The sequence below is a fragment of the Streptomyces sp. NPDC089424 genome, from assembly GCF_044749345.1.
Taxonomy (GTDB): Bacteria; Actinomycetota; Actinomycetes; order Streptomycetales; family Streptomycetaceae; genus Streptomyces.
In genome coordinates, this window is the sequence record NZ_JBIVHU010000002.1 from 1,384,145 (window position 1) to 1,409,454 (window position 25,310).

The following is a 25,310-nucleotide window of genomic DNA, read 5'->3' on the forward strand; positions in this document are numbered from 1 at the left end:
GGTGATCCGCCGTCGCCGCGCTACGCGGCCACGGCGGCCCCCTTCCGGTGGATCGGGGTGCCCGAGCCGGTCAGCGGCAGGCCCGTGCCGCCCTGCCGGGCCGCGATGATCTCGGCGGCGATCGACACGGCGGTCTCCTCGGGCGTACGGGCGCCGAGGTCCAGGCCGATCGGTGAGCGCAGCCTGGCCAACTCCCGCTCCCCGAGCCCTGCTTCGCGCAGCCGCCGCTCGCGGTCCTCGTGGGTGCGACGGGACCCCATCGCGCCGACGTACGCGACCGGCAGCCGCAGAGCCTCGGTGAGCAGCGGTACGTCGAACTTGGCGTCGTGCGTGAGGACGCACAGGACCGTGCGCCCGTCGGTCCGGGTCCGCCGGAGGTAGCGGTGCGGCCAGTCCACGACGATCTCGTCGGCCTCGGGGAAGCGGGCGCGGGTGGCGAAGACCGCGCGGGCGTCGCAGAGGGTGACGTGGTAGCCGAGGAGTTTGCCGGTGCGGACGAGGGCGGCCGCGAAGTCGATCGCACCGAAGACGATCATGCGGGGTGCGGGCACCTCGGACTCCACGAACAGGGTGAGCCCGTCGAGTTCGAGCGTGCCGGTGCGGCCCTCGGTCAGCATGGCGTGGGCCTCGGTCACGGCACGGGTGCGCTGTGCCGCGTCCGGTGCCCCGCGCCCCTCGCGGGGCGCCTCCGTCTCGTACGTACCGTCGGCGTGGACCAGCAGCGGGCTGCCGAGCAGTTCCTCGGGGCCCTGCGTCACCCGCGCCAGCGCCACCGTCCCGCCCCGGGACGCGGCCGCCAGCGCGTCCCGGAGGAGCCGTGACTCACGGGTGACCGGCGTGACCAGGACCTCGATCGCGCCGCCGCACGTCAGGCCCACGGCGAAGGCGTCCTCGTCGCTGTAGCCGAATCGTTCGACGACCGTCTCGCCGTCCTGGAGGGACTGGACGCACAGGTCGTACACCGCTCCCTCGACGCAGCCGCCGGAGACCGAGCCGATGACCGCGCCCTCCGTGTCGACGGCCAGGGCGGCACCGGGGGCACGCGGGGCGCTGCCGCTGGCGGAGATGACCGTGGCCACGGCGAAGTCCCGGCCCTGCGCCACCCAGTCCGCGAGTTCGCCCGCGATGTCAAGCATCGGTGGCCGCCCGCAGGACACGGTCGGGCCGGATGGGCAGGTTGCGGTGGCGTACGCCGGTCGCGTGCCAGACCGCGTTGGCGACCGCGGCCGCGGCGCCGACGATGCCGATCTCGCCGATGCCCTTGATGCCGACGGGGTCGTCGGGGTCGGGGTCGTCCACCCAGTCCGCCTCGACGGGGGGCACGTCGGCGTGGGCGGCGACGTGGTAACCGGCGAGGTCGGCGCCGACGTTGGCACCGGAGGCCCGGTCCCGGACGGCCTCCTCGTGCAGGGCCATGGAGATGCCCCAGATCATGCCGCCGACGAGCTGGTTGCGCGCGGTCAGCGGGTTGACGATCCGGCCCGCGGCGAAGATGCCGAGCATCCGCCGGACCCGTACCTCGCCGGTGGTGACGTCCACGGCGACCTCGGCGAACTGCGCCCCGAAGGAGTGCCGTTCCTTGGCCGACAGGGCGCCCAGGGCCGCGGTGGTGTCGGACCGGACGGTGATGCCCTCCGGCGGGATGTCCGCGCCCAGGGCGAGCCGCTCGCGGAGTTCCCCGGCGGCCACGGTGATCGACCAGGCCCAGGACCGGGTGCCCATCGAACCGCCGGCGATCATCGCCGGTCCGAAGTCGCTGTCGGCGATCCGTACCCGGATCCGGTCCGGCGGCACCTCCAGCGCGTCCGCGGCGACCAGGGTCAGTGCCGTACGGGCTCCGGTGCCGATGTCCGCGGCGGCGGTGCGCACCGTGAAGGTGCCGTCCGCCTCGGCCGTGATCGAGGCCGTAGAGGGCGCGGCCCCGGCGAAGAAGGAGGACGCCGCCGTACCGGTGCCGATCAGCCAGCGTCCGTCCCGGCGGACACCGGGACGCGGGTCGCGGTCCGCCCAGCCGAAGCGGCGTGCGCCCTCCTCGAAGCAGGCGAGCAGGTTGCGGCTGCTGAAGGGCAGTCCGGAGACGGGTCCGGCCGTGGGCTCGTTGCGGGCGCGCAGGGCGATGGGGTCGATGCCGCACTTCTCGGCGAGCTCGTCCAGCGCCGACTCCAGCGCGAACGCGCCCGGCGCCTCGCCCGGCGCACGCATCCAGGTCGGGGTCGGCACGTCGAGCCGTACGACCTCGTTGGCCGTGCGGTGGGCGTCGGCGTCGTACATCACGCGGGCCACGCCGGCGCTGGGCTCGACGTAGTCGAACACCGTCGACGTGTGGTTGAGGGAGCGGTGCTCCAGGGCCCGCAGTCGTCCGTCGGCGTCCGCGCCGAGCCGCAGACGCTGCGTGGTGGGGCTGCGGTGGCCGGCCAGCGTGAACATCTGACGGCGGGTCAGCACGACCCGGACCGGGCGCTGGAGGGCGGTGGCGGCCATCACGGCGGCCACCTGGTGGGCTCGGACGCCCTTGCTGCCGAAGCCGCCGCCGACGTGCTCGGAGCGGACCCGTACCGCGCCCGGGTCGAGGGAGAAGATCTTCGCGATGCTGTCCTGGACCCAGGTGGCGCCCTGGTTGGAGTCGAAGACGTCGAGCCGTCCGCCGTCCCAGCGGGCGGTCGTCGCGTGCGGCTCCATCGGGCTGTGGTGCTCTTCCGGCGTGGTGTACTCGGCGTCGACGACGACCGCGGACGCGGCGAGTTCGGCCTCCAGCTCGCCCTTCTCGGTCACCGCCGGCATGTGGCCGTCCAGCGGCAGGGCGCCGGGGTGGTCGGCGGCGAAGACGACCTCGTGCGGCTCCTGCTCGTAGTGCACGACCAGTGCCTCGGCGGCCTCCCGGGCCTGCTCCGAGGTCTCGGCGACGACCAGCGCCACCGGCCAGCCGGCGTGCGGCACCCGGTCGCTCTGGAAGAGCGCGGCCGACGGGTCGGGCGGGACGCCCAGGAGGCCGACGTGGTCGGTGTCGAGGCGTGGCGCGTTGCCGTGGTGCAGCACCGTGAGGACGCCGGGCATGGCGAGGACGCGGTCGGTCTCCAGGGCACCGACGCGGCCACGGGCGACCGTGGACAACGCCAGCCAGCCGTGGGCGAGTTCGGCGAAGGGGATCTCCCCCGCGTAGCGGGCGGCGCCGGTGACCTTGTCCCGGCCCTCGATACGGGTGTGGGGGGTTCCGACGGAGGACGTCGGGCGGGTGACGGTGGTCATCGGGCGTCGGCCTCCTCGGCGAGTTCGGTCAGCACGGCCACCACGAGGTTGCGCATGAGGGTCACCTTGTATCGGTTGTGCGGGAGCGGCCGGGCCGCGGCCAGTTCGGCGTCCGCCGCGGCGGCGAAGGTCGCGGCGTCGGCGGGGGCTCCGGTCAGCAGTTCCTCGGCCCGGCGCGCCCGCCACGGCCGGGAGGCGACGGCGCCGAACGCGAGGCGCACCTCTCGTACGGTCCCGTCCTCGACGTCCAGCGCGGCGGCGACGGAGCCGATCGCGAAGGCGTACGAGGCACGCTCACGCACCTTGCGGTAGCGGGAGCGGGCGGCGACCGGGGCGGGCGGCAGGGTGACGGCGGTGATCAGCGCGCCCGGCGGCAGAGTGGTCTCCAGGTGCGGGGTGTCGCCGACCGGCCGGTAGAACTCGGCGAGCGGCAACTCCCCGGGTCCGTCCGCCGTTTCGTAGGAGACGACCGCGTCCAGGGCGATGAGCGCCACCGCCATGTCGGAGGGGTGGGTGGCCACGCAGGCGTCGGAGGCGCCCAGGATGGCGTGGTTGTGGTGCTCGCCCGCGATGGCGGGGCAGCCGCTGCCGGGGACGCGCTTGTTGCAGGGCTGGGTCACGTCGGCGAAGTAGCCGCAGCGGGTGCGCTGGAGCAGGTTGCCGCCGACGGTGGCCATGTTGCGCAGTTGCCCCGAGGCGCCGGCCAGCACCGCCTGCGTGAGCAGCGGGTAGCGGCGGCGGATCTCGGGGTGGGCGGCGAGGTCGCTGTTGGTGACGGTGGCGCCGATGCGCAGTCCGCCGTCCTCGGCCGGCTCGATCCGGTCGAGGGGCAGCTCACGCACGTCGACGAGCCGGGCGGGCCGCTCGACGCCGGTCTTCATCAGGTCGACGAGGTTGGTGCCGCCGCCGAGGAAGCGGGCGTCCGGGTCGTCGCCGAGCAGCGCGACGGCCCCGGAGACGTCGAAGGCGCGCTCGTAGCCGAACTCCCTCATGCCGCCGCCTCCTCGGTCTCGTGGCGCACGTCGGACGCGTGGTGCTCGTCGGCCGCGCGGCCGACGGCCTGGACGATCGAGACGTAGGCGGCGCAGCGGCACAGGTTGCCGCTCATCCGCTCGCGGATCTCCTCAGGCGTCAGGGGTGGGGGACCCGCTTCGGGACGTACGTCGTCGGTGACCGCGCTCGGCCAGCCGGCCGCGTGCTCCTCGATGACGGCGATCGCCGAGCAGATCTGTCCGGGTGTGCAGTAGCCGCACTGGAAGCCGTCGAGGTCGAGGAACGCCTGCTGCACCGGGTGCAGCCGGTCACCGTCGGCCACGCCCTCGATGGTGGTGACCTCCCGCCCGTCGGCGGCCACCGCCAGTTGCAGGCAGGACACGGTCCGGCGACCGTCGACCAGGACGGTGCAGGCACCGCATTGACCCTGGTCACAGCCCTTTTTCGTACCGGTCAGATCGAGGCGCTCGCGCAGTGCGTCGAGCAGCGTGGTGCGGTGGTCGACGGACAGCGGATATTTCTCGCCATTGATGTTCAAGGTAATGGCGCTGGACGTCGAGGGGGCCATGATCAGCCTTCTTTCACGTATCCGAGGCACGCGGACGAGGAAGAACGGACGAGGTGGAACATCGGAGGCGAGGGCGGGGAGACCGGCGAAGACGGGGGTCGGAGGTGGGGGGTCGGAGCTGGGCGGAGGGCGCCGCAAAGGGCGCTGTACATGGCGAAAACCGCTCGCTCGCCGCTATGGTGGTGTCAACCGGACAGCTGTCCATTCTCATCCAACGTAACGGACAGTTGTCCGCTTAGCAAGACCGGGCTCGGCGCACGGCCCGTGGGGAGGACGAGTGCAGGAGAATCAGGCAGGGCCCCAGCGCTCGGACGCCCAGCGCAACCGCGAACGCATCCTGGAGGTCGCGGTGGCGGAACTGACCCGTTGCGCGAACGCCCCCCTGAGCACGATCGCCAAGAAGGCGGGCGTGGGGCAGGGCACGTTCTACCGGAACTTCCCGAACCGCGAGGCGCTGGTACTGGAGATCTACCGGCACGAGATGCAGCACGTCGCCGACAGCGCGACCGAGCTGCTGGAGAGCCGGGAGCCGGACGAGGCGCTGCGGGCGTGGATGGACCACCTCGCCCGCTTCGCCATGACCAAGGCGGGTCTGGCGGAGGCGATCCGGCAGGCCATCGGCTCGTCGGGGGCGCAGAAGCCCGGCCCCACCCCCGTGATCGCCGCCGCCGACCTCCTGCTGCGCGCCGGCCAGGAGGCCGGCACCATCCGCCCGGGCGTGACCGCGGACGACTTCACCCTCGCCATCTCCGGCCTCTGGCAGCTCGACCCCCACACCGACTGGCAGACGCGTGCCACCCGGCTGCTGGACCTCGTGATGGACGGACTGCGGGCAGGGGCTCCGGGGCGCTGAGGCCCCCCGCGCCGCGGGCGAGTACCTCGGCCCGCCGGCGGTCCACCGCATTTCGCGGAAGTCAATAGTCGTTTCGTGCAAGCGATATCAACTGCCGTTCACCGGCGCTTCTTTGTGCTCCCGTGCGCCCCCGGAAAAAGGCATTCGCCGGCCCGGTCCCGGGTTGCACTGGGCAGAACAAGGATTCAAGAGCGGGGCCGGTGAGCAGTCATCGGCATTCCGTGTGCCGGCTGAGGCAGGGGGTATTCGATGAGCGGTGCCGTGACCGATCCGACGCGACTATCGAGAGTGGGTACTGCACCAGGCATATTCCCGCCCGTCAGTCATGCTATTGCCTTGTTCCGGCGCCCGCTCGACTTTCTGAATTCCCTTCCCGCACAAGGGGATCTGGTCGAGTTACGCCTCGGTCCGCAGCGCGCCTGGATGCTCTGCGATCCACGGCTGGTCCACCGGATGCTCTTGGACCCGCACACCTTCGACAAGGGCGGCACGCAGTACGACCGGCTCGGCGCGCTCATGGGCAACGGCATCGTCACCTGCCCCCAGTCCGAGCACCGCCGCCAGCGCACGCTCCTGCAACCCGGCTTCCAGCCGTCCAGGATCGCCGCGTACACCGCGCTGATGGCCGAGGAGGCCGGCGCGCTGTGCCGTGGATGGCGGGCGGGCGAGGCGGTGGACGTGACGGCGGCGATGATGACCCTGACGACGCGGGTGACCAGCCGGGTGCTGTTCTCCGGGTCGCTGGACGCCGAGCGGTCGGCGGTCGTGCGGGACTGTCTAGCCGCCGTGGTGCGGGGCCTGTTCGTCCGCACCGTCGTGCCGGTCGACGCCGTCTTCCGCGTCCCCACGCCCGCGAACCGGCGCTACCGGGACGCGCTGCGCCGGCTGCACGGACTGATCGACGCGATCATCGCGGAGCGTCGCGCGGCTCCGCCGCGTGAGGACCTCCTGGGCACGCTGCTCGCCGCCCGGGAGGGCACGGACCACGACGCCCCGGACGGGAACGGGGAGGCACTCCCCGGCATCACCGACCAGGAGATCCACGACCAGGTCCTCACCCTCCTGCTCACCGGCGTGGAGACCACGGCGATGTGCCTGGCCTCGGCGTTCGGCCTGCTGGCGGTGAACCCCGAGGCGGAGCGCGCGCTGCACCGCGAGGTCGACGCGGTGCTCCCCGACGGGCGGGCGCCGGGTCACGAGGAGCTGACGCGGCTGGAGTACACCCGGTGCGTGGTCACCGAGACCCTGCGGGCGCGGCCGCCCGGCTGGCTGTTCACCCGGATCACCACGCGCGAGACGGAGCTCGGTGGGCGGCGGCTGCCGCGCGGAGCGATGGTGCTGTACAGCCCCTATCTGCTGCACCACGACGCGGCGTCCTTCCCCGAGCCCGAACGGTTCCTTCCCGAACGCTGGCTGCCGGAGCGGCAGTCGGCCGTCCCGAAGGGCGCGATGCTGCCCTTCGCCGCGGGCAACCGCAAGTGCATCGGCGACCGGTTCGCCGTCGCGGAGGCGATGGTGGGGGTCGCGGCGGTGGCCGCCCGCTGGCGTCTGCGGCCGGTACCGGGGCGGGAGAGGCGGCCGCGTCCGGCGGTGACATTGGGTCCGCGGTCCCTGGTGATGATCTGCGAGCCACGTCAGGCATGACAGGACTTCCGAACGGCAGGTGACAAAGATGCCCGCAGTACGCCAGAAGATCCCGACCAGGACGTACGGCGAACTTTCCCGAGGCACGCTCAAGGACCTGATAGACGCGTCCCTCTACATGCCCTTCCCGTTTCTCAGCAATCCACATGAGGACGATGTCGCGGCCGGAGTCGACGCCTGGCTGAGCGCATGGGGACTGACCGACGATCCGGCCGTGGCGGATATGATCGTCCGCACACGGCCCGCCCAGCTCGCGTCCTACAACAGCCCGGCGGTGGACCGCGACATTCTCCAGATCGTGGCGAATCAGATCGCCTATCAATTCGTCTTCGACGACCGAGCCGAAGAAGTCGGACGCCGACGTCCGGGCCGGTTGCTGCCCATGCTGAGCGAGGCCATCGGAATTCTGCGGGACGGCCGGGCCCCCAGCACTCCCCTGGGCGCCGCGCTCACCGACCTCCGCCGCCAGGTCCAGGAGCGGTGCACCCCCGCGCAGGCGGCCCGGTGGAGCTGGCGGAGTCGCGAGTACGCACACGGTCTGCTGCACGAATCCGTGGCCCAGACGGACTCCGCACCCGTGTCGACCGGTGTCTGCACGACCGTACGGTCCCTCACCGCGGGCGTCGAACCCTTCTACCCGCTCTACGAGGCCGCGCAGTCCCGCGAGCTGAGCGGCGAGGAACTGCACCATCCGGTGATGGAGCGCATGACGCGGCTGTCGGTCGACGCGGCCGTGTGGACGGCCGACCTGTTCTCCACGGTGAAGGAGCAGCGCGCCGGCGGGTTGATCAATCTGGCCCTGGCCCATCAGCGCGCGCAACGGTGCTCCTTGCCGACGGCGGTCGCACTGGCCGTACGGCAGATCAACGACACCATTCGTGAGTTCGAGGAACTGCACGCGAGGATCGCACCGGAGTTGAGCCCTGCGGGCGCCGGCTACGTGGAAGGCATGATCGGCTGGATCCGTGGCTGCTACCACTGGTCGCGGACCGTCCCGCGGTACGAGGACGCGGCCGTGGCGCGTGTGGCTCCATGAGGTCCACCGGCTCAATACCGAGGACCGAAGAGCTTTACCCGAAGAACTGACAATCAAACCATGCCGCCGCCCGATTCACCCTTACCTGTCATCCTCAAACCTGGATTCGGCCACGGAGCGTGGACCGGCGCGTACTCTCGGCTCTGTCCTCCGAGGATCAATGACAGGAAGCGGTAGCGCACATGGCGCCAGTGTCGCGACAACCGATCACGGAGCCCCGGTCATTGTTCGAGCGCGACCGGGAACTGCAAGGGCTCGAAGCCGCGTTGTCGGAGCTTCGCGGTGCCGCCGACGGCACCCCGCATCAGGGGCCGGGGAGACTGCTCGCCTTCACCGCCCCCGCGGGCATGGGCAAGACCAGGCTGCTCGCGGAGGCACGCGCCCGGGCCGTCGCACACGGGTTCACCGTGCTCTCGGGCAGAGGCGGCGAGAACGAACACGAGCTGGCGTTCCACGTGGTGCGCCAGCTCGTTCAGCCCGCTCTCGCGACCATGGAGCGGCAGCAGCTCCGCACCTTCCTCGGGAGCTGGTACGACATCGTCGCGGTGGCCCTCGGGCTGGAGGCGACGGAGACCGACCAGATGCCCGATCCGGCCGGCGTGCGCGACGGTCTCGACTGGGTCATGACGCGGCTGACGGTGACGATGGCACCCGTGGTCGTGCTCCTGGACGACCTGCACTGGGCCGACATCGAGTCCCTAGGCTGGCTCACCTCCTTCGCCGCCCGTGCCGAGGGCCTCCCGCTGCTCGTAGTCGTCGCCTACCGGCCCCACGAACTGCCGCCCGAGGCCGCCCCCTTCCGCGCTCTCGTGACGAGCCAGGGGATTCGCCCCTACTCGCTGGCACCGCTCACCCGCGCCGCCGTGGCGCGGATCGTGCGCGACGAGCTGGGCGAAGGGGCCGACGACGGCTTCTGCGACGAATGCTGGGAAGTCACGAGCGGAAGTCCCTTCGAGGCGGTGGAACTGGCGATCAGGCTCGGTGAGCGACAGCTGAAAGGCACGACGGACGACCTGTCGGTCATGCGGGATCTCGCGACGGCGGTCAAAGGGCCGGGCCTCATCGAACGCCTCGGAGGGCTCAGCACGAGCGCCGTCCACTTCGCCGAGGCAGGCGCCGTGCTGGGCGCCCCGTTCTCACCGGACATCGCCGCCACGATCGCGTGCATCGGCAGCGAGGAGGCCACCGAGGCCACCGAGCAGTTGCGCGCGGCGCGCATCCTGGCCGAGGGCCACGGGCCGGGCGGCGGCCTGGAGTTCGTGCACCCGCTGATCGCCACCACCGTCTACCGGTCGATCCGCCCCCGGTTCCGGGCCGGCATGCACAACGCGGCCGCGGTCGCGGTCCGTGCCGCCGGACTCGGCCCCACCGCCGCGGCCCGGCACCTGCTCGAAGTGCCCTGCGAGAGCAACGCCGAAGCGGTCACCTGTCTCTGGGAGGCGGCCCGCGAGTACCTTCGCGCCGGTGCCCCCGAGGCCGCCCGGCGGCTGCTCGCCCGGGCACTGCAGGAGCCGCCCGAGGCGGAGGATCGTGCCGCACTCCTCCATGATCTCGCCTGCTCCACCTTCCTGATCGAGCCCACGGCCACGGTCAGGCATCTCCGGGAGGCGCTCACCGAGCCGGGGATCCCGCCCGACCTGCGTGCCTCCATCGTCTACCGCCTCACCCAGGCGCTCGCCCACACGGACCAGATGGCGGAGGCGGCCGCCGTGGCCGAGCAGGAGGCGCGTCAGGCCACCAACGCGCGGGTCAAATGGCGCATGCAGGCGGATCACTTCGTGTGGAGCATGTTCCGCGCCGACGAACCCGACTCCCCCGCCCGCTCCCGCAGGCTGGCACGGCTCGCCGACCATCTGACCGGCCGGGGCCTGGAGGAGCGCTACATCCTGGGGCTGCGGGGCTGGGACGCGCTGGTCCGTGGCGAGCCCAGGCACACCGCTCTCACCTGCGCCGAGGAAGCCCTGCGCGACGGCATGAGCTGGACCGAGGAGAACCGCGGCTTCGAAGTACCCGTCTCGGTCGCCCTCGTGTTCATGTACGGCGACCAGCCGGGGCGCGCCGAAGAGCTCTTCACCAAGGGCATGGCCGAGTGCGCGCGCAAGGGCTGGCGCGGCTCCCACCTGGCCGTCGGCCAGACCCTGTTCGGCTACATCCGCTACCGGCGAGGGCTGCTCACCGAGGCGGAGCACTGGGTGAAGGAGGGCCTGCGCACCGCCGAGCGGGTGGAGGGCGCCGTACCCGCTCAGTGGTTCGCCATCGGCATCCTCATCCAGACGCTGCTGGCCCGTGGCCGCACCGCCGACGCCCGCGCACTCGCCGACGCGTACCACTACGGCGACGTCGTCCCGAACGCCGTCATCTACCCGGATCCGCGCACGGTCTACTCCGAACTGCTCCTGGCGGAGGGCCGGCACGCGGAGGCGGAACGTCTGCTGACCGCCGTCGGGGAACGCCTGGAGACACGGGCGTGGCGCAACCCCGCCTGGTGTCCCTGGCAGCTGAACCTGGCCCACGCCGTCGCGCCGTCCACGCCGGAACGGGCGGTCGGGCTGGCCCGTGACGCGGTCAAGCGGGCCCGGGACTTCGGCGCGGCCTCGACCATCGGGCAGGCGCTCCACACCGAGGCGGAGGTGACCGGTGGGCCTGCCGCACTGGACCTGTACGCCGAGGCCGTGGACGCACTCCAGCGGTCGCCCGCGGCGTACGAACTCGCGCGGGCACTGGTCGGTCATGGTGCCGCACTCTCCCGCAACGGCCGGGTGCAGGAGGCCGCCGACCGGCTGTACCAGGGACTGGAAGGGGCCGTGCACTGCGGCGCTGAGGCCCTGGCCGCGCGTGCGCGGGACGAGCTCTCCGCCGCCGGTCTGCGCCCCCTGCCCCTTCGCTACGCCCAGACGGACACCCTCTCGGCACAGGAACGCCGTGCCGCCGAGCTGACCGCGCTGGGCAAGCCGGTGGCGGTCGTGGCCAAGGAGCTGCGGCTCACCGAGCAGGGGGTTCGGCAGTTGCTGTCCCTGGTGTACCGCAAGGTGGGGACGGACGCGGCCGGGCTGGCACGGGCGTTGGAGACGTTTCCCCGGCAGCGGTCGTGACCCCGCGCCTCTAACTCCCGCGCGTGCAGCGCCCCGTCGGGCTGGTGGCCGGTGGGCGGCACTGGAGGGCGTAGTCGGCCGGGCTGGTGCTCAGGTAGCGGCCCATGCAGTCGTTCGGCGTGGTGCGCCCGCGTTCGGCGCAGAAGGTCAGCGCCGCGCGGCCGTCCGCGAACGGGCCGGGGGCGTAGATCACCCAGTAGCCCGGCCGCAGTGAGGCGTAGTCGTCGCTGCGGACGAAGACGGCCTCGGGCACCGACTCTCGTACCCGGGCGAGGCGTTGGTCACGCGCCGCGGTGCCCGTGGAGACGGGCTCGGAGTACAGCTGGGCGATCCAGCGGCCCGCTTCGGCCGGGGCCGACGGTGAGGGCGCGGGCGGCTCGGGCTGGGACGGCGTCGGGCTTTCGCTGGGAGTCGGTGTCGAGGGCGAGGGCGAAGGAGTGGGGTCGGCCGGCGCCGTGGAGGAGGCGGTCGTCGAGCTTCCCCGCACCCCGACGGTCTGCTTGTCGTCCCCCTTGCCGTCGTCGGGCGTGAAGAGGGTGAGGGCGAGGACGGTGACCACGCCCACCGCCAGCGCGGCCGAGACGGCGGCGATCAGGAGCGGCCCGCGGCCACGGGACCGAGTGCTCGGCCGCGGCGTGTCCAGCCGCGTCGGTGTGGGTGTCGGGAGCGGCGGAGGCGGCGGAGCCGGTGTCACCGTCAGCGTCGGCTGGGCCCACTGCGGAGTGGCACCGGACTCGGCCTGCGCCAGCATCGTGTCCAGTTGCTCGGCGCCGGGCCGTGCCGCCGGGTCGCGTACGAGGAGGGACTGCAGGACGGGAGCGAGGGGACCGGAGCGGACGGGCGGGGGCACCGGGTCGTCGAGGACCGCGGCCAGCGTGGCGAGGGTCGTCTCACGGCGCAACGGGCTGACGCCCTCCACGCACACGTACAGGACGAGGCCCAGGGACCACAGGTCGGCCGCCGGGTCGTCGCCGCGGCCACGGACACGTTCGGGCGCCATGTACTCGGGGGATCCGACGAGTTCGCCGGTGACCGTCAGCGCGCTCGTGCCCTGGAGGGCGGCGATGCCGAAGTCGGTGAGGACGGCGGTGCCGTCGGGGCGGAGCAGGACGTTGGCGGGCTTCACGTCACGGTGCTGGATGCCGGCGGCGTGCGCGGCACGCAGTCCGGAGAGCAGCTGACGGCCCACGCGCGCCGCCTCCGCCGGTCCCAACGGGCCTTCCGTGAGACGCCGTTGGAGCGAGACGCCCGGCACCAGCTCCATCACGATCCACGGATGGGGGTCCGCCTCGACGATCTGATGGATCGTCACCACGTAGGGACTGCTGAGTCGGGCCAGTGCTCTCGCCTCGCGCATGACCCGTTCCCGTACGGCCTCGGACGCCTCGGCGTCCGGGCGTACGGCCTTCAGCGCGACGTCGCGGTGCAGCACGGTGTCCCGGGCCCGCCAGACCGTGCCCATCCCCCCGCTGCCGAGCCGTTCGATCAGCTCGAAGCGTCCGCCGACCATGTCCCCCGGTGCGTTCACCCGCCATAGGTTAGGGCAGGAAGCGGCACGGTCGCGGGGCGACCTCCCTGATCCACCCCGCACCCAGGGGTGAAGATCGGCCTGCTGCGCACCGTGCCCCTGCTGTCGGCCCGGGTCTTCGGCCTGGAGGCCGACCTCGGCACGCTGGAGGAGGGCAAGCCGGCACGGCTGGTCGACGCGTTCGACTGGCTGGAGGTCAGCCGCCACATGCGGCGGGAGGGGTGCTGCGACATGGCGGAGCGGGACTGAGCAGGAGAACCGGACCGAGCGAGGGATGGACCGGGGCCGAGCGAGTGAGCGCGCTGGGCCCCGTGCACTCTTACGGCGCTCAGCGGCGCGGAGGGTTGCGGCGCGGTGTGATGACGGCGTTGGGCAGGCTCGGGGCGGGAAGGCGGTCGCCCGGGTAGCCTTCGACGGTGCCGAAGCGGTCGGAGGCCGCTTCCCAGTCCTCGCGGGCGCGCACGATGTCCTCGTGGCTGCGGCCGACGAAGTTCCACCACATCACGATCTCCTCGTCGAACGGCGTGCCGCCGAGCAGCACCGCCCGCGCGGGCACGTCCGACTCGTTCACCAGCGTCAGGGAGTCGGCACCGGGGTGGACGTAGCCCAGCTCCGCCCGGGCCAGCGAGGTGCCGGCCAGGCGGATGTCGCCGCTGTCGACGAGGAGGCCGTGCTCGAACGCGGCGTCCACGGGGAGGGTGATCTCCGCGTGCGGTGCGAGGCCGATCTCGGCACCGAGCAGGGGCGAGAAGGTCCGCACCGGGGAGGTGTCGCCGGCGAGCGACCCCAGGAAGACCCTGATCTCGGCGCCGTCGAGCCGTACGGTTCCGGGCACGTAGTGCTGGAAGTCGCGTGCCGTGTCGCGGTGCTCCTCGGGCAGCGCCACCCACAGCTGGACGCCGTGCAGCACGGTGGTGTCGGGGGTGGAGACCTCCGTGTGGGCGATGCCGTACCCCCCGGTCATGAGGTTCATCTCGCCGGGCCGGACGAAGGCGTGGCTCCCGAGGGTGTCGCGGTGCTCGATCTCGCCGCTGAAGAGCCAGCTCACGGTCTGGAGGCCGGTGTGGGGGTGCGGGGCGACGTCCATCCCGCCCGTGCGGGAGACGTCGTCAGGGCCGTAGTGGTCGGCGAAGCACCAGGCCCCGATCAGTGTCCGGGCCCGCTGGGGCAGCGTCCGCCGCACCGGCATCGCCCGCGGCCCGCCGAGGGGGACCTCCCGCGCCGAGAGCACGTCGACACGCGGCGACTCGGCCGGCTGCCGGTCGTCGACCAGCGCTCCGCACCGTACCTCCGAGGGCTCCGCTTCCACGTTGCTCATCGCGATCACCTTCCGCCCGCTCCCGCGGTCAGCGACCGCGCCTCGTCCACCACGGGGAAGTGTAAACGGTTGACGATTAAACCATTCTGGCGGGTACCCCTTGGACCCCGTGGTGGAATCAGCCTACTGACAGGCGTCGGCGGGGAATGCGCTTGTACGCCCGCGCGGCGCCGCACTACGGTCCCGATGTGGATCTCTTCTCGCGGTCGTGGTCCGCGTTGCGCGCGGCGGTCGCCGGGCTCGCGGACGAGGACTTCGCCCAGCCCTCGGGCTGCGCCGGCTGGCTCGTACGGGACCTGGTGTGCCATCTGGTCATCGACGCCCAGGACGTCCTGATCACCCTCGCGACGCCCACCGAGGCCCGGCCGACCCGCGACGCGGTGACCTACTGGGAGGTGGCCGACACCGCTCCGACCGGCGAGGACCCGCTGGACGCGCTGATCGTCCGGCTCGCGGCGGCGTACCAGGAACCCCGGCTGCTCAAGTTCCACCTCGACGACGTCGGCTCCGCCGCCGGACGAGCGGCCGCGCTCGCCGACCCCGGCCTCCGGGTCGGCACACGCGACCAGGTGCTCACCGCGGGCGACTACCTCTCGGCGTACGTCCTGGAGTGGACGCTGCACCACCTCGACCTGGTCGCACACCTCCCGCACCTGGCGGACCCGCCCACGGAGGGACTCGCCCGCAGCCGCGCCCTGCTGGAGGAGATCGCCCAGGGCGCGTACCCCACGTCCCTCACCGACCGCGACGCCCTGCTGATCGGGACGGGACGGCGCCGTCCGACCGCCACCGAGGCGGCCGAACTGGGGGGACGACGACCCTTGTACCTCGGGTGACCTGCCTTCCGCCCTTCCGCCCTATCGGGGACGGGCACCTGGCCGGCGCGCTGTCGGCCGCGATCAGCCCAGGAAGCTCAACCGCACCTGCCGGTTCGGGTTGTCCTTGTTGGTGTCCACCAACCTCCGTTAAGACAACCCCAGGGTAGCGAAACGCAGGCCGCTCTAGTCGGCAGGTGCCAGCTCGGGGAAGGCAGCCTTCGCGACTTGAAGGTCTGAGGGTTATTGCCCCGAGGAGAGACGCCTGACGCGGAGCCGCAGTCATTCGGAACGACCGCCGCCAGCCTGACCGGTGGCACTCCAACTACATCAAGCTCTCTTCGCACTGCGGTACGAACCCGGTGGATAAGGGGGCATGCGCCTCTCCTCGCCATTGGGCTGCCGGGATGGTAGCGACACACAAGCAAAGAACGCGCAAAGCGTACCGAACCTCCCAGGGCAGGAAGTGTAGTCCCCGCGCAGGCGAGGTGGTCCGACGCTGACGCGGGGGTACGGCATGGTGGGCACGTAATCCCTGCGCAGGCGGAGGTGGTCCGCTCGAGGGCGGCTTCCGGATAGGCGAGCGCTTGGCGAAGCTGCAGACAGACGACTTGTATCATCGGCAGATGCCAGCAGGCGGGCATGCATCTTCGGACTCTCCTGCCTTCTCGGCGGTGGTCATGCTGAACTCGCTGTCAAGCAAGCGCGTCGTAGCCGGCCTCGGTGGCCTCCATAAGGTCCGGCCGCACCCCGTTCGCCGGGTGCACGATCCGGATTAGCCCCCCATCATGCAAGTCGAGCACCGCCTGGTAGAGACCGAACTGCTTCTCCTGCCAGGCCACCCGGCGCGGGTCTTCCGCCGCGGCGCTTCGCTCGAAGTCCGCCGGGTTGATCGTGTCAAAGAACGTGGATGCAGCCACCGGCTTCGGAGACTGGGCGATCAGACGCAGCAACTCGCGCTCGTCAGCGTTCAGCGTTCTGGCCGAAGCGTCGGGCTGCTGCCGACGAGGCAGATCCTCCTCCCGGCGACGCGTAGGTTGCGTCTGGCGCGGACGTGTCGCTGCTGTTCGTACGGTCGGTCCCCAGTCGAAGAGGGCGTACAGGTCACTCGCCAACTTGGCGAGGTCATCCGGGTCGGCCCTGCCCGGTTTCGCGATAGCTGGTGAGGCACCTACGTATAGCCCGGGTGTCAGGATGCAGCCGTGCTGACGCACACTGTCGAGCGACTCCGAGACACAGAACCCTGGTTCGTCCGTATACGTCACTCCGTGTTCGCCTGCTGATGCCGGCCCCCGCCACGAGTGGTACGTCCCGGCGATTCTGGCCAGGTCGGCGTCTGTCAGGACACGCCGCGACCGGCTTGCGGAACTCCCCAATTGCCGAGCGTCCATGAAGAGGATCTTGCCGCGCCGGGCCGTCGGCTTGTCCTTGGTGAGGATCCACAGGCTCGCCGGGATCCCTGTCGACAGGAACAGCCGATCCGGCAGCGCGACGACGCAGGCCACGAGGTCTGCCTCCAGCATCGCCCTGCGGATCCCGACGTCTGCCTTCACGGTGGCGTGCACCGAGCCGTTGGCGAGAACGATGGCTGCCGTGCCGTGCTGGTCGAGCTTGGCGACCGCGTTCTGGAGCCACGCATAGTTGGCGTTGGTGTCCCGCGGAACACCGTACTGCCACCTTGGGTCGGTGCTGCTCAGTCCCGACTTCACGTTGAAGGGCGGGACGCTCATGACGAAGTCCGCCTTGAGGTCCGGATGCTGGTCGTCGACGAGGGAGTCGCTCGAGCTTCCGGCCAGGTCTCCGTGGATGGCGTGGACGGCGAGGTTCATCTTGGCCAGGCGCCAGGTCCGCGCATTGACCTCTTGGCCGTAGACCGTGATGCCAGACTTGTGCCCACTTCCTCGGTGGGCTCGGACGAACTTGGCCGCTTCGACGAACATGCCGCCCGAGCCGCACGCCGGGTCGTACAGTCGGCCTTCGTATGGCCGCAGGATCTCTACGATCAGCCGGACGACCGACCGGGGCGTGTAGAACTCGCTCCCTCGTCTGCCCTCCAGGTCCGCGAAGCCAGCGAGGACGTGTTCGTAGAGGGCACCACCCACGTCCTGCGCCGTTCCTGACGCGTCGCGGGAATTGATTCCGTCAATGAGGCTGACGAGTTCGTTGAGGCGTACCTGCTGGACCGCGCTTCGTTCGAAGATCTTCGGAAGGGCACCACGGAGAGAGGTGTTATCCCGCATGAGCGCGTCCATCGCCTCATCGAGGATCCGGCCGCTCGTCCGGCCGTCGGTGTGGGCCGCGATCCGGGACCAGCGCGCGGTCTTCGGAACCCAGATCACACCGACGCGCGTGTACTCCTCGGGCCGTTCCAAACGGGCCTCCACGAGATCCTCGGCGACTCCGTCCGCAGCGAGTTCTCCGGCCAGTTCCCTGCGGCGCTCTTCGAAGGACTCGGAAACGTACTTGAGGAAGGCCAGGCCGAGGACGAACTCCTTGTAGAGGGCGGAGTCGACAGAACCTCGGAGCTTGTCGACGGCCTGCCACAGAAAATTCTGAATATCCACCGCATCAGTGGCTCCCGGCAGCTCCGCCTGGTCGTCAGGGGTTTCCTCCAGCGGTGGTTCCATTGGGCTCCTTCAGCTGCCGGTGCGCCGGTCGCGGTCTCACTACTTCGTCCCGTCTCAATTGTCCGTGATCGAGGTTGGAGCCGCCTCGCATGCGCTGTAACGTAACGACGGCATGCTGATTTTCGTGAACCGGGGGCGAGGCAAGGGTGTCGACGATCGGGCTGGCCGCCGCCATCGAAGAGCTCCGGCAGGAGCTCTACCAGGCACAAGACCTCGGCGCTGGGCAGCAGTTCGGCTTCACTGTCGAAGAGGCGGAACTGGAGCTGCTACTCGAACTGCGCAAGAGCGGCAAGGGCGACGGCAAGCTCACCTTCGGTGTGGCCACTGTCGGAGTCGGCGGGGAACTCTCCAGCGTCCGCACCCATCGGCTGACCCTCAAGCTGTCTGTCCGCGATCGTGCCGCGGGCGGCACGAGCCCCGAGATCAGCGACGCGGAATCCGGGTCCTGGGACGAGGAGTGACGTGGATCCGCGCAGACTCGCGCTGATCCGTTGCGGGATCGACCAGCGACGCCACAGCGTCGGCTCCGGCTATCTGATCGCCCCACGATTGGTGCTCACCGCCCGTCATGTGCTGGTGCAAGTCGACACGGGAAAGCTCTGGCCGAAGATCCAGGTGCGTTTGGGCCACCCGCGTGACGGCCTGACGGCACACGTGGGGGCGGAGCTCCTCTGGGAACACCCTGAGGGGCTGGACGTCGCGCTTCTGCGCGTCGACCACGAGACGGACGTGTCGGGTCCCGTCCGATGGGGCCGTCCGGCGGGCAAGGTACCGCTGCAGTACGACGGTCTCGGCTTCCCGAAAGCGGCGGTCGTCGACACGCGGCAAGTCGAACATCTACGTGGCGTCCTGTCGCCCCTGTCAGGCTCCGGCGACCGCTACGTCCTGGACCAGGGCCCCTCGCCCGCTCCCGGGGCCGTCGACAGCATGGCCTGGGGCGGGGCTTCGGGAACCGCTGTCTTCTGCGACGACCACCTTGTCGGAGTCGTGATCCGGGAACCGCAGACATACGCGGCAAGACGTCTGTTCGCCGTCCCAGTCCACACCTTCGTCGAAGACGTCGACTTCGTGGCCCACGTCGAGAGGCACGGTGGCGGGTCCCCCGGCATGACCGTACTCGACGCCGCCGCCCTGCCGAAGGCCCGACCCGCCGCCGAGCGTACGCCTGCCGAGCGCGAACTTGAAAAACTGCTCACTCCGCTGTTCGCCGATCCCACCCTGCGAATTCCACACGCGCGGGACCTGGCGCGTGGTCTGGGCTACGACATCGGCGGCTACGAGCCCACCCTCGCCGACGTCTCTGCCCTCCTGGCGGCACACCCCCGCGCCCTCGCGTCGCTCGGCGGCGCGCTCGCCGTGACGGGTGCAGGCGAAGCCAACCGCGCCTCTCTTACCGCCCTGTTCTTCCAAGCCCAGACACTCGAATGCGGTTCCCTGCTCTCCCAGTCCGAGTACGAGGAGTTGTTCGACCTTCTGCACGGGCTCTGCAAGGAGCACTCGACGCTGCTACCGCGGGCCGCCCGCGAGGCGCTGCGCTACACGGTCCTTCCCGAGAGCCTCACCCATCCCCGTCTCACGGAGGACCTCCTCGACAACGCGATCGTGGAACTGGAGGCGCTCTTCGACAGCGAGAGCGTCCCCCAGGGCACGCCACCGGTCCCGGCACTCCTGCGTCTCGTCGAGTACGTGGCGGCGGCGTCGAGCCCCGAAACGGCCGCCAAACTGTGCTCATGGACGTCGGCGACCGCCACCCGGCTCGGTATCCATCTCGACGCCCTGAACGAACGGCGCCGGGACGCCACCCACTGGGCGGAGCGTGAAAGCCCGCCGGTGGCGCGAATAGTGATGAAGCTGGAACTCGACGACTCCGCGGAGGACGAACGGTATCGGTGCCAGTTCCTGCTGGCCCGCACGGACGGCTCACACAGCGTTCTCCACGAGACAGGACCGCTTGCGAAGACGCCCCAGGAGGCCGCGCACAGTCTGCGCGAGGCTGTAGCCGCCACGAGGGAGGAGCCCGGGCAGGGGGATCATGTGCCGTGGGTGACGGTCGTAGTGGAACGGAGAAGCCTCCATCTGGCCGTCGATGAGTGGGAACCCGTGTGTCTCGACGAGTTCATGCCCGCTCAGCCGATCGGGGCGGACTACCGCGTGACCCTGAGCTGCCCTGAGATGAGCGGCCTCAGAGCCGAACGTGACAAGGACCAGACGCGCCGGTGGAAGCACGGACAGACGAGGGCTCTGGTCACCGACTCCACGTCCGTCACCTTCCAGCAGCTCAGGTATCTCCTCGAGAACGAACACCGGGACGTCGCGCAAGTCGTACTCAACGGCCCCGCCGATCAACGCGAGTCCTGGCTGGCCCTCTGCCTCGCACTGGGGGTTCCAGTCGTCCTCTTCGACCGCGACGCCGACGGCTACGACGACTCCCCCAGGCTGAGAAGTCTCGCGCCCGGCGGCGGGCTGGACGGTCTTCCCGAGCGCGTCCGCGAGTACCGGAGCCGCTCCCTCGCCTACCCGGGAGAGCATCAGGCTCGCCCCGCCCTCGTCTGGGAACCCGACGGTCAGCCCCAGGGTCCCGGGCCGCTGCGACTGAGGGACCCCAGGAAAGGAACCTACGCGTCATGAGCACCCCCCAGCCCGCGGGCGGTACGTACTCCCAGCCCTCCACGTCCGACCAAGACGGCTGGCGGCTCTTCCGCGGAGACGGAGAGCGCCGCGAGGTCCCGTTTCCCGAAGCGCCGCCGTGGCGCCGCTTCGACCTGCCGAAAGTGCCGCCGACGAAAGGTGTGAGCCCGGCTGCCCGGCCCTATCTCATCGGCCCCGACGAGGCCGATGTCGTGAACGCGGCGCTCCATCTGCGTCGGCCGCTGCTGGTGACCGGAGCTCCCGGCACGGGAAAGTCCTCGCTGGCCCACGCCGTCGCCCATGAAATGGCGCTCGGCCGTGTCCTGCAGTGGCCCGTCAACAGCCGTTCCGCCCTGCACGACGCCCTATACCAGTACGACGCCGTCGGCCGGCTACGGGAGGCCAACCTGAGCCGCAACGCGGACGGCAGGGAACCGGACATCGGCCAGTACATCCGTCTCGGCCCTCTGGGTAACGCTCTCATTCCCCAGGAACGTCCCCGCATGCTCCTCATCGACGAGCTGGACAAGGGCGATGTCGACCTGCCCAACGACCTGCTGACGGTCTTCGAGGAGGGTGAGTTCACCATTCCCGAGCTCACCCGCCTGCCCGACGGCGAGGTGCCGGTATACGTCCAGACCGACGACCCGAGTGCCCCGGCCCCGGTCACACACGGCCGTGTCCGCTGCCGGGAGTTCCCCGTCGTAATCATCACGAGCAATGGTGAGCGGGACTTCCCGCCTGCCTTCCTCAGGCGCTGTGTCCGCCTCGACCTCCCCGAGCCCGACGAACAGCGCCTGAGGGACATCGTCGCCGCGCACCTCGGCCCCGAGGCTCTCGACGGCGTCGACGACTTGCTGCGGCAGTTCCTCGACCGCCGAGTCTCCGGCGAACTTGCCACCGATCAGCTCCTGAACGCCGTTTTTCTCCGCAAGGGTGGCGTCGACCTCGACGCCGGCTCCCTTCTGCAGGCCGTCCTGCACCGGCTCGCCGGAGCTGTGTGACGCCGTGATCTCACGCGTGACGAAGGTCCTGGCCGACAGCGGGGCGGAGCTCTCGCACGAGGAACTGCTCGACACGCTCTGGCTCGCTGGAAAGCTGCCCCCGGGCGCCGGGACCCTAGCCCGGGCCGTCGTACCGGCGACGGCCCCCGACAGTCCGCAACCGGACAGTCCGGAACCGGACGAATCACCTTCGCGGTCGTGGGAGTACGCAGAGCCCAGCGGAACGACCGCCGAGCACACCGAAGCCAAGCACACGGACACCGAACTCGCACGCCCGCTCATGGCCGCGGCACAGCAGCACGCGTACGAGAACACGGACGCGCCGTCCTCGCCCGCGGTCGCCGTCCGCGCACCGGACACCCGGCCCGTCGGCACCGGGCAGCTGTCCCTCGGGAAGGCCGTCCGTCCACTGCGGCAGCGGTTTCCCGACCGCCGACGTGACGAACTCGACATTACCCGGACCGTCGCCGCCATGGCGGATACCGGAATGACCGAGACCGTTACCCGTCCCGTGCCGACCCGCTGGCTCTCCCTCGCCCTCGTCATCGACGACGGCATCTCCATGATCCTCTGGCAGCGTCTCGCCGCCGAGATCCGAGCGCTGATGGAACGCGCCGGAGCCTTTCGCGACGTGCGTGTCTATGGACTGCACACACGCGGCGGCACGCCCTTTCTCCGTACCAGCCCCTACCGTGACAGCGGCCGCCGCCAGTCGCCGAACACGCTGAGCGACCCTACCGGTAACACCCTCGTCCTCGTGGTCAGCGACGGCGTGGGAGAGGCATGGCAGACCGGCGGCATGCGGCACGTGCTGGAGCGCTGGGCGCGGTGCGGCCCCACCGCGATCGTCCAGGCACTGCCCACGAGACTCTGGTCGAGCACCGGGATCAGCGCGCAGCGCTGGCAGGTCACCACACCCCGCCGCGGTGGCCCGACAGCCGCATGGCAGGTCACCGATCCGGACCTGCCGCCCGACCTCGTCAGCTTCGACTCCGTACCGATCCCGGTTCTCGAACCGAGCCCCGCCGCCGTAGCCGAGTGGGCGCGGCTCATCGCCTCGCCTAGCGGCACAGCGCTCCTTCCCCTGTGGACCAGCGGCCGGCCTTCCACCGGACAGCCTGTCACCGAGATCCGCCAGGGCGACGACGCCGAGGCGGTCCTGCGCTTCAGGGAAGCCGCTTCTCCCGAGGCCTACCGGCTCGCGGCCCATCTGGCCGCGGTCTCGCCCGTCACGCCGCCGGTGATGCGCTTGGTGCAGACCGCACTCGGGTCTTCCACCGACCCCGGACACCTCATGGAGGTGTTCCTGGGCGGCCTCATGCACCAGCTCGGCATCGACGAACCCGACCGGCTGCCCCACCACCGGCGCTTCGACTTCTCCACCAACTCCCGCCGCATCCTCCTCAGCGCCGTCTCCCCCGGCGAGCTGTTGCGCACCACCACGACCGTCACCGAGCGCATCGAGGCCGCCGTGGGGCGCGCCACGGCCTTTCCGGCCTGGGTCGGCCACCCGGAGGGCTCCGCCGTCATCGATGACACGGGGCGCTCCTTCGGCTGGCTGAAAGAGCAGTTGCTGAAACGCCTCGGCGTGACAGCCGTGACCGCCGCTGCGCCGACGCCCGCGCCACCGCGGCCTCATATCGTCGACGAGGTGGACGCGCAGTCCGCGGAGATCGCTGAACCGGGCATGCCGTACGCCCACGGGCTCAGCGATCTGCCGGGGGGCTGGGCACCGCTCGAACCGGGCGACCCGGCGCGACTCGGCCGATTCCAGCTCGAGGGCCGTAGTGTTCGTGGCTGGCCGCACATGGCGATGTACCTGGCCGTTGACGAGATCGGCACCATCGTCACGGTCCGAGCACCGTCCCCTCACTACATCAGCGACCCGAGCGCTCGGGACCTCATCCGTGTGGAAGCCGAGAGCCTGCTGCGGATGGGAGGCAGGTATGCGCCCGAACTCATCGACGAGGGATTGGACTCCGATGGGCGGCCATGGGTTGCCGCTGCTTGCGTGAATCTCACTGACGATCCGTCATCCGGGCCGGCGCCAAACTTGCGCACAGTCGTTGATACCCACAAGGGACCCATCTCGACGGAACTCTTCCTGCGGATCGGCCGTGGTCTGGCCGAGGCCCTCGAGCGTGCCCATGGCGTCGGGCTCGTGCACGGCGCACTCGCGCCGAGGTCTGTTCTGGTGACCGACCGCGACATTCGGCTGATCGGCTGGATGACGGCGAGCGTCGACGGAATCGACAGCCCTCATCGCGACGCGTTCCCTGTCAGCGACACGTACCTCGAGGCGAGTGACGCCGCGCCCTCACCCACCCCGGAGGCCGATGTCTATGCCATCGGCGCACTACTTCTGTCCGTACTGACTGGCCGATGGGAGGACCTCAGAGTCGACCATGGGCACCGGTCGAACCTGGCCTCATGGGGATGGGACCCGGAGCTCCTGGAAACTCTCTGGAGCTGCCTGGACGCCGTCCCTGCCCGCCGCCCCTCCCCGACCGACCTGGTCTCGGCCTTCTCCACGGCGTCGGTCGGCCCGTCGGAAATGGCGCGAACGTTGGAGCAGGCCGTCGCCACCGATGAGGCTGCTGTCGAACGAGGTCGCCAGCTGGCTCGGCTCGATCCACGCATCTATGGTCCCGAACTCGCAATGAGTCTCATGAGGTTGTCCGGCCACCTGGCCGCCATTGGCCGGACAAGCGAGTCGCTGAAAGCCGTTCAGGAAGCCGTGGCGCTGTACCGGGACAAGACCTTGGCCACCGAGGAGGCCTACCCGGTCGACCTTGCCAGGTCCCTTGGCGATCTCGCCGTCAGGTTGGGCGAAGCGGGTCGGGCAGACGAAAGCCTCGCCCCCCTGACCGAGGCCGTACAGATGCATCGAGTGCTGAGCGATCAGGAATTCGGGAAGTACGGTCCCGGCCTCGCAATGGTCATGACCAACCTGTCCAACCACATGGCCGCTACGGGTCACTCGGAGCAAGCCCTTGAGACGATCCGCGAAGCCGTCGCCATCAACCGTGCACTGGTCGACCTCGACGCCAAGGCGACGCACCGGCGCACTCTCGCCACTAGCCTGACCAACTTGGGCAACCGGCTAGGCGTGCTCGGACATCACCAAGATGCGTTGCGGGCCACCGAGGAGGCTGTCGAGCTGTATCGCAACCTTGCCGGGCTAAGAGAAGTCGATGTCTACTCGGACTTTGCCGTGAGCTTGAACAACCTGGCCGTCCGGCTTGCCAGGCTCGGCCACTACCTAGAGGCCAAGGGTGTGGCCGACGAAGGCTGGACAGTTACCCGGCGCCACATTAACGAGCAATCGAAGGCCGCCCAAGAGCTCCGCGCCCAGTCCCGAGGCATCAGGTCCTGGCTACGAGACGCCATGGCGGCGGTTTCTGACTCCGGGCAGTGAGGCCGACTTCTATACAAAAAGGATGAAGCTCCTGTTAAACGGGCTCCGTCAAGATCACCCATATATGCCGCGAGCCCCATTTACACACTCACGCCGGGAGGTGAGTGAGCGGATCGCCCACGCACGGTCCTTGAACTGGCAGACCGCACTCCCGCAAGCGTTTCGTAGCGGCCGTGGCCAGCCCGTCAGCGCAGCCTGGGACCAGCATCTCGCCCCTGCCATGAACGCCCTCGGCGTCGCGCTCCATAAGGAGGTCACCCTCGACCTTCTGGCGGACGACCTGCCGGGTCGGACGTAGGAAAACCTCGGGACATGTCCACCACCCAGGGGGAGGCCCCCTTCGGCTCCAGCACCTCGCCGCCCTGTTCCTCCACACGGGCTTTGAACCGCGCCCAGGCCTTGTCGGTGATCCCCCCTACAATCAGTCTGCCATCCGCGCCCGCGGGCACTTCCCCACCGAGCAGACCACGCTCAAGTACGTCTACCTCGCGAGCTTGGGCCTCGACCCCAAGAGACGGCGTCGGCGGATCGACGGACTCC

The 25,310-nt window shown here is 70.4% G+C and carries 18 protein-coding genes; 11 read left to right on the forward strand and 7 right to left on the reverse strand.

What is annotated here, in order from left to right:
• Nucleotides 1-20: 20 nt before the first annotated feature.
• Genes ACIP2X_RS13760 through ACIP2X_RS13775 form a run of 4 tightly spaced genes read right to left on the reverse strand, consistent with a single transcriptional unit; the run spans nt 21 to nt 4,807 of the window.
• Entirely contained in the window at nt 21-1,136 is a 1,116-nt protein-coding gene (locus ACIP2X_RS13760; protein ID WP_401671668.1) for an XdhC family protein, read from the reverse strand.
• Nucleotides 1,129-3,246 carry a xanthine dehydrogenase family protein molybdopterin-binding subunit gene (locus tag ACIP2X_RS13765; protein ID WP_401671671.1) on the reverse strand — a complete coding sequence of 706 codons (2,118 nt, stop codon included), beginning with the start codon at nt 3,244-3,246 and terminating at the stop codon, nt 1,129-1,131. Before ACIP2X_RS13765 ends, ACIP2X_RS13760 begins: the two co-directional genes overlap by 8 nt.
• Nucleotides 3,243-4,238, reverse strand: a complete 996-nt coding sequence (locus tag ACIP2X_RS13770) for an FAD binding domain-containing protein (RefSeq protein ID WP_401671674.1) — start codon at nt 4,236-4,238, stop codon at nt 3,243-3,245. Before ACIP2X_RS13770 ends, ACIP2X_RS13765 begins: the two co-directional genes overlap by 4 nt.
• A complete protein-coding gene (locus ACIP2X_RS13775; protein WP_401671676.1) occupies nt 4,235-4,807 on the reverse strand; it encodes a (2Fe-2S)-binding protein in 573 nt (190 codons plus the stop codon). The genes ACIP2X_RS13770 and ACIP2X_RS13775 overlap by 4 nt, the downstream gene beginning before the upstream one ends.
• A 277-nt stretch (nt 4,808-5,084) precedes the next feature.
• On the opposite strand from ACIP2X_RS13775, the gene ACIP2X_RS13780 reads away from it, so the two are divergent.
• The 4 genes from ACIP2X_RS13780 to ACIP2X_RS13795 all read left to right on the forward strand — a co-directional run bounded on the left by ACIP2X_RS13780 (nt 5,085) and on the right by ACIP2X_RS13795 (nt 11,432).
• Entirely contained in the window at nt 5,085-5,660 is a 576-nt protein-coding gene (locus tag ACIP2X_RS13780; RefSeq protein ID WP_401671678.1) for a TetR/AcrR family transcriptional regulator, read from the forward strand.
• Between the two features lie 249 nt (nt 5,661-5,909).
• Nucleotides 5,910-7,304 carry a cytochrome P450 gene (locus ACIP2X_RS13785; protein ID WP_401671680.1) on the forward strand — a complete coding sequence of 465 codons (1,395 nt, stop codon included), beginning with the start codon at nt 5,910-5,912 and terminating at the stop codon, nt 7,302-7,304.
• A gap of 28 nt (nt 7,305-7,332) precedes the next feature.
• Nucleotides 7,333-8,340: a (-)-alpha-amorphene synthase gene (locus ACIP2X_RS13790; protein ID WP_401671682.1), complete on the forward strand. Its 1,008-nt coding sequence runs from the start codon at nt 7,333-7,335 to the stop codon at nt 8,338-8,340.
• Nucleotides 8,341-8,522: 182 nt separating this feature from the next.
• Entirely contained in the window at nt 8,523-11,432 is a 2,910-nt protein-coding gene (locus ACIP2X_RS13795; RefSeq protein ID WP_401671684.1) for an ATP-binding protein, read from the forward strand.
• 10 nt (nt 11,433-11,442) lie between these two features.
• Here ACIP2X_RS13795 and ACIP2X_RS13800 read toward each other — a convergent pair whose 3' ends face one another.
• The gene (locus tag ACIP2X_RS13800; protein ID WP_401671687.1) at nt 11,443-12,960 is read right to left on the reverse strand and encodes a serine/threonine-protein kinase; all 1,518 of its coding nucleotides are present in this window, start codon (nt 12,958-12,960) and stop codon (nt 11,443-11,445) included.
• Nucleotides 12,961-13,029: 69 nt separating this feature from the next.
• Between ACIP2X_RS13800 and ACIP2X_RS13805 the strand changes: the two genes are divergently transcribed.
• Nucleotides 13,030-13,209, forward strand: coding sequence for a hypothetical protein (locus ACIP2X_RS13805; RefSeq protein ID WP_401671689.1), 180 nt, complete (start codon nt 13,030-13,032; stop codon nt 13,207-13,209).
• A gap of 79 nt (nt 13,210-13,288) precedes the next feature.
• Here the strand turns inward: ACIP2X_RS13805 and ACIP2X_RS13810 are convergent, their stop codons facing one another.
• Nucleotides 13,289-14,278 carry a pirin family protein gene (locus ACIP2X_RS13810; RefSeq protein WP_401671691.1) on the reverse strand — a complete coding sequence of 330 codons (990 nt, stop codon included), beginning with the start codon at nt 14,276-14,278 and terminating at the stop codon, nt 13,289-13,291.
• Nucleotides 14,279-14,466: 188 nt separating this feature from the next.
• On the opposite strand from ACIP2X_RS13810, the gene ACIP2X_RS13815 reads away from it, so the two are divergent.
• Nucleotides 14,467-15,114, forward strand: coding sequence for a maleylpyruvate isomerase N-terminal domain-containing protein (locus ACIP2X_RS13815; RefSeq protein ID WP_401671694.1), 648 nt, complete (start codon nt 14,467-14,469; stop codon nt 15,112-15,114).
• Nucleotides 15,115-15,788: 674 nt separating this feature from the next.
• Here ACIP2X_RS13815 and ACIP2X_RS13820 read toward each other — a convergent pair.
• Nucleotides 15,789-17,720 (reverse strand): N-6 DNA methylase, encoded by a 1,932-nt coding sequence (locus ACIP2X_RS13820; protein ID WP_401671696.1) that lies wholly within the window; start codon nt 17,718-17,720, stop codon nt 15,789-15,791.
• A gap of 146 nt (nt 17,721-17,866) precedes the next feature.
• On the opposite strand from ACIP2X_RS13820, the gene ACIP2X_RS13825 reads away from it, so the two are divergent.
• The 5 genes from ACIP2X_RS13825 (at nt 17,867) to ACIP2X_RS13845 (ending at nt 25,068) form a co-directional block, all read left to right on the forward strand.
• A complete protein-coding gene (locus tag ACIP2X_RS13825; protein WP_401671698.1) occupies nt 17,867-18,181 on the forward strand; it encodes a trypco2 family protein in 315 nt (104 codons plus the stop codon).
• A gap of 1 nt (nt 18,182) precedes the next feature.
• A complete protein-coding gene (locus tag ACIP2X_RS13830; RefSeq protein WP_401671701.1) occupies nt 18,183-20,348 on the forward strand; it encodes a trypsin-like serine protease in 2,166 nt (721 codons plus the stop codon).
• On the forward strand, nt 20,345-21,352 hold the full coding sequence (locus ACIP2X_RS13835; protein WP_401671704.1) for an AAA family ATPase: 1,008 nt from the start codon (nt 20,345-20,347) through the stop codon (nt 21,350-21,352). Before ACIP2X_RS13830 ends, ACIP2X_RS13835 begins: the two co-directional genes overlap by 4 nt.
• Nucleotides 21,353-21,368: 16 nt before the next feature.
• Complete coding sequence (locus tag ACIP2X_RS13840; RefSeq protein WP_401671706.1) at nt 21,369-24,770, forward strand: SAV_2336 N-terminal domain-related protein; 3,402 nt, start codon at nt 21,369-21,371, stop codon at nt 24,768-24,770.
• A 64-nt stretch (nt 24,771-24,834) separates the two neighbouring features.
• Entirely contained in the window at nt 24,835-25,068 is a 234-nt protein-coding gene (locus ACIP2X_RS13845) for a DUF2399 domain-containing protein (RefSeq protein ID WP_401672362.1), read from the forward strand.
• The last annotated feature ends 242 nt before the right edge of the window (nt 25,069-25,310 follow it).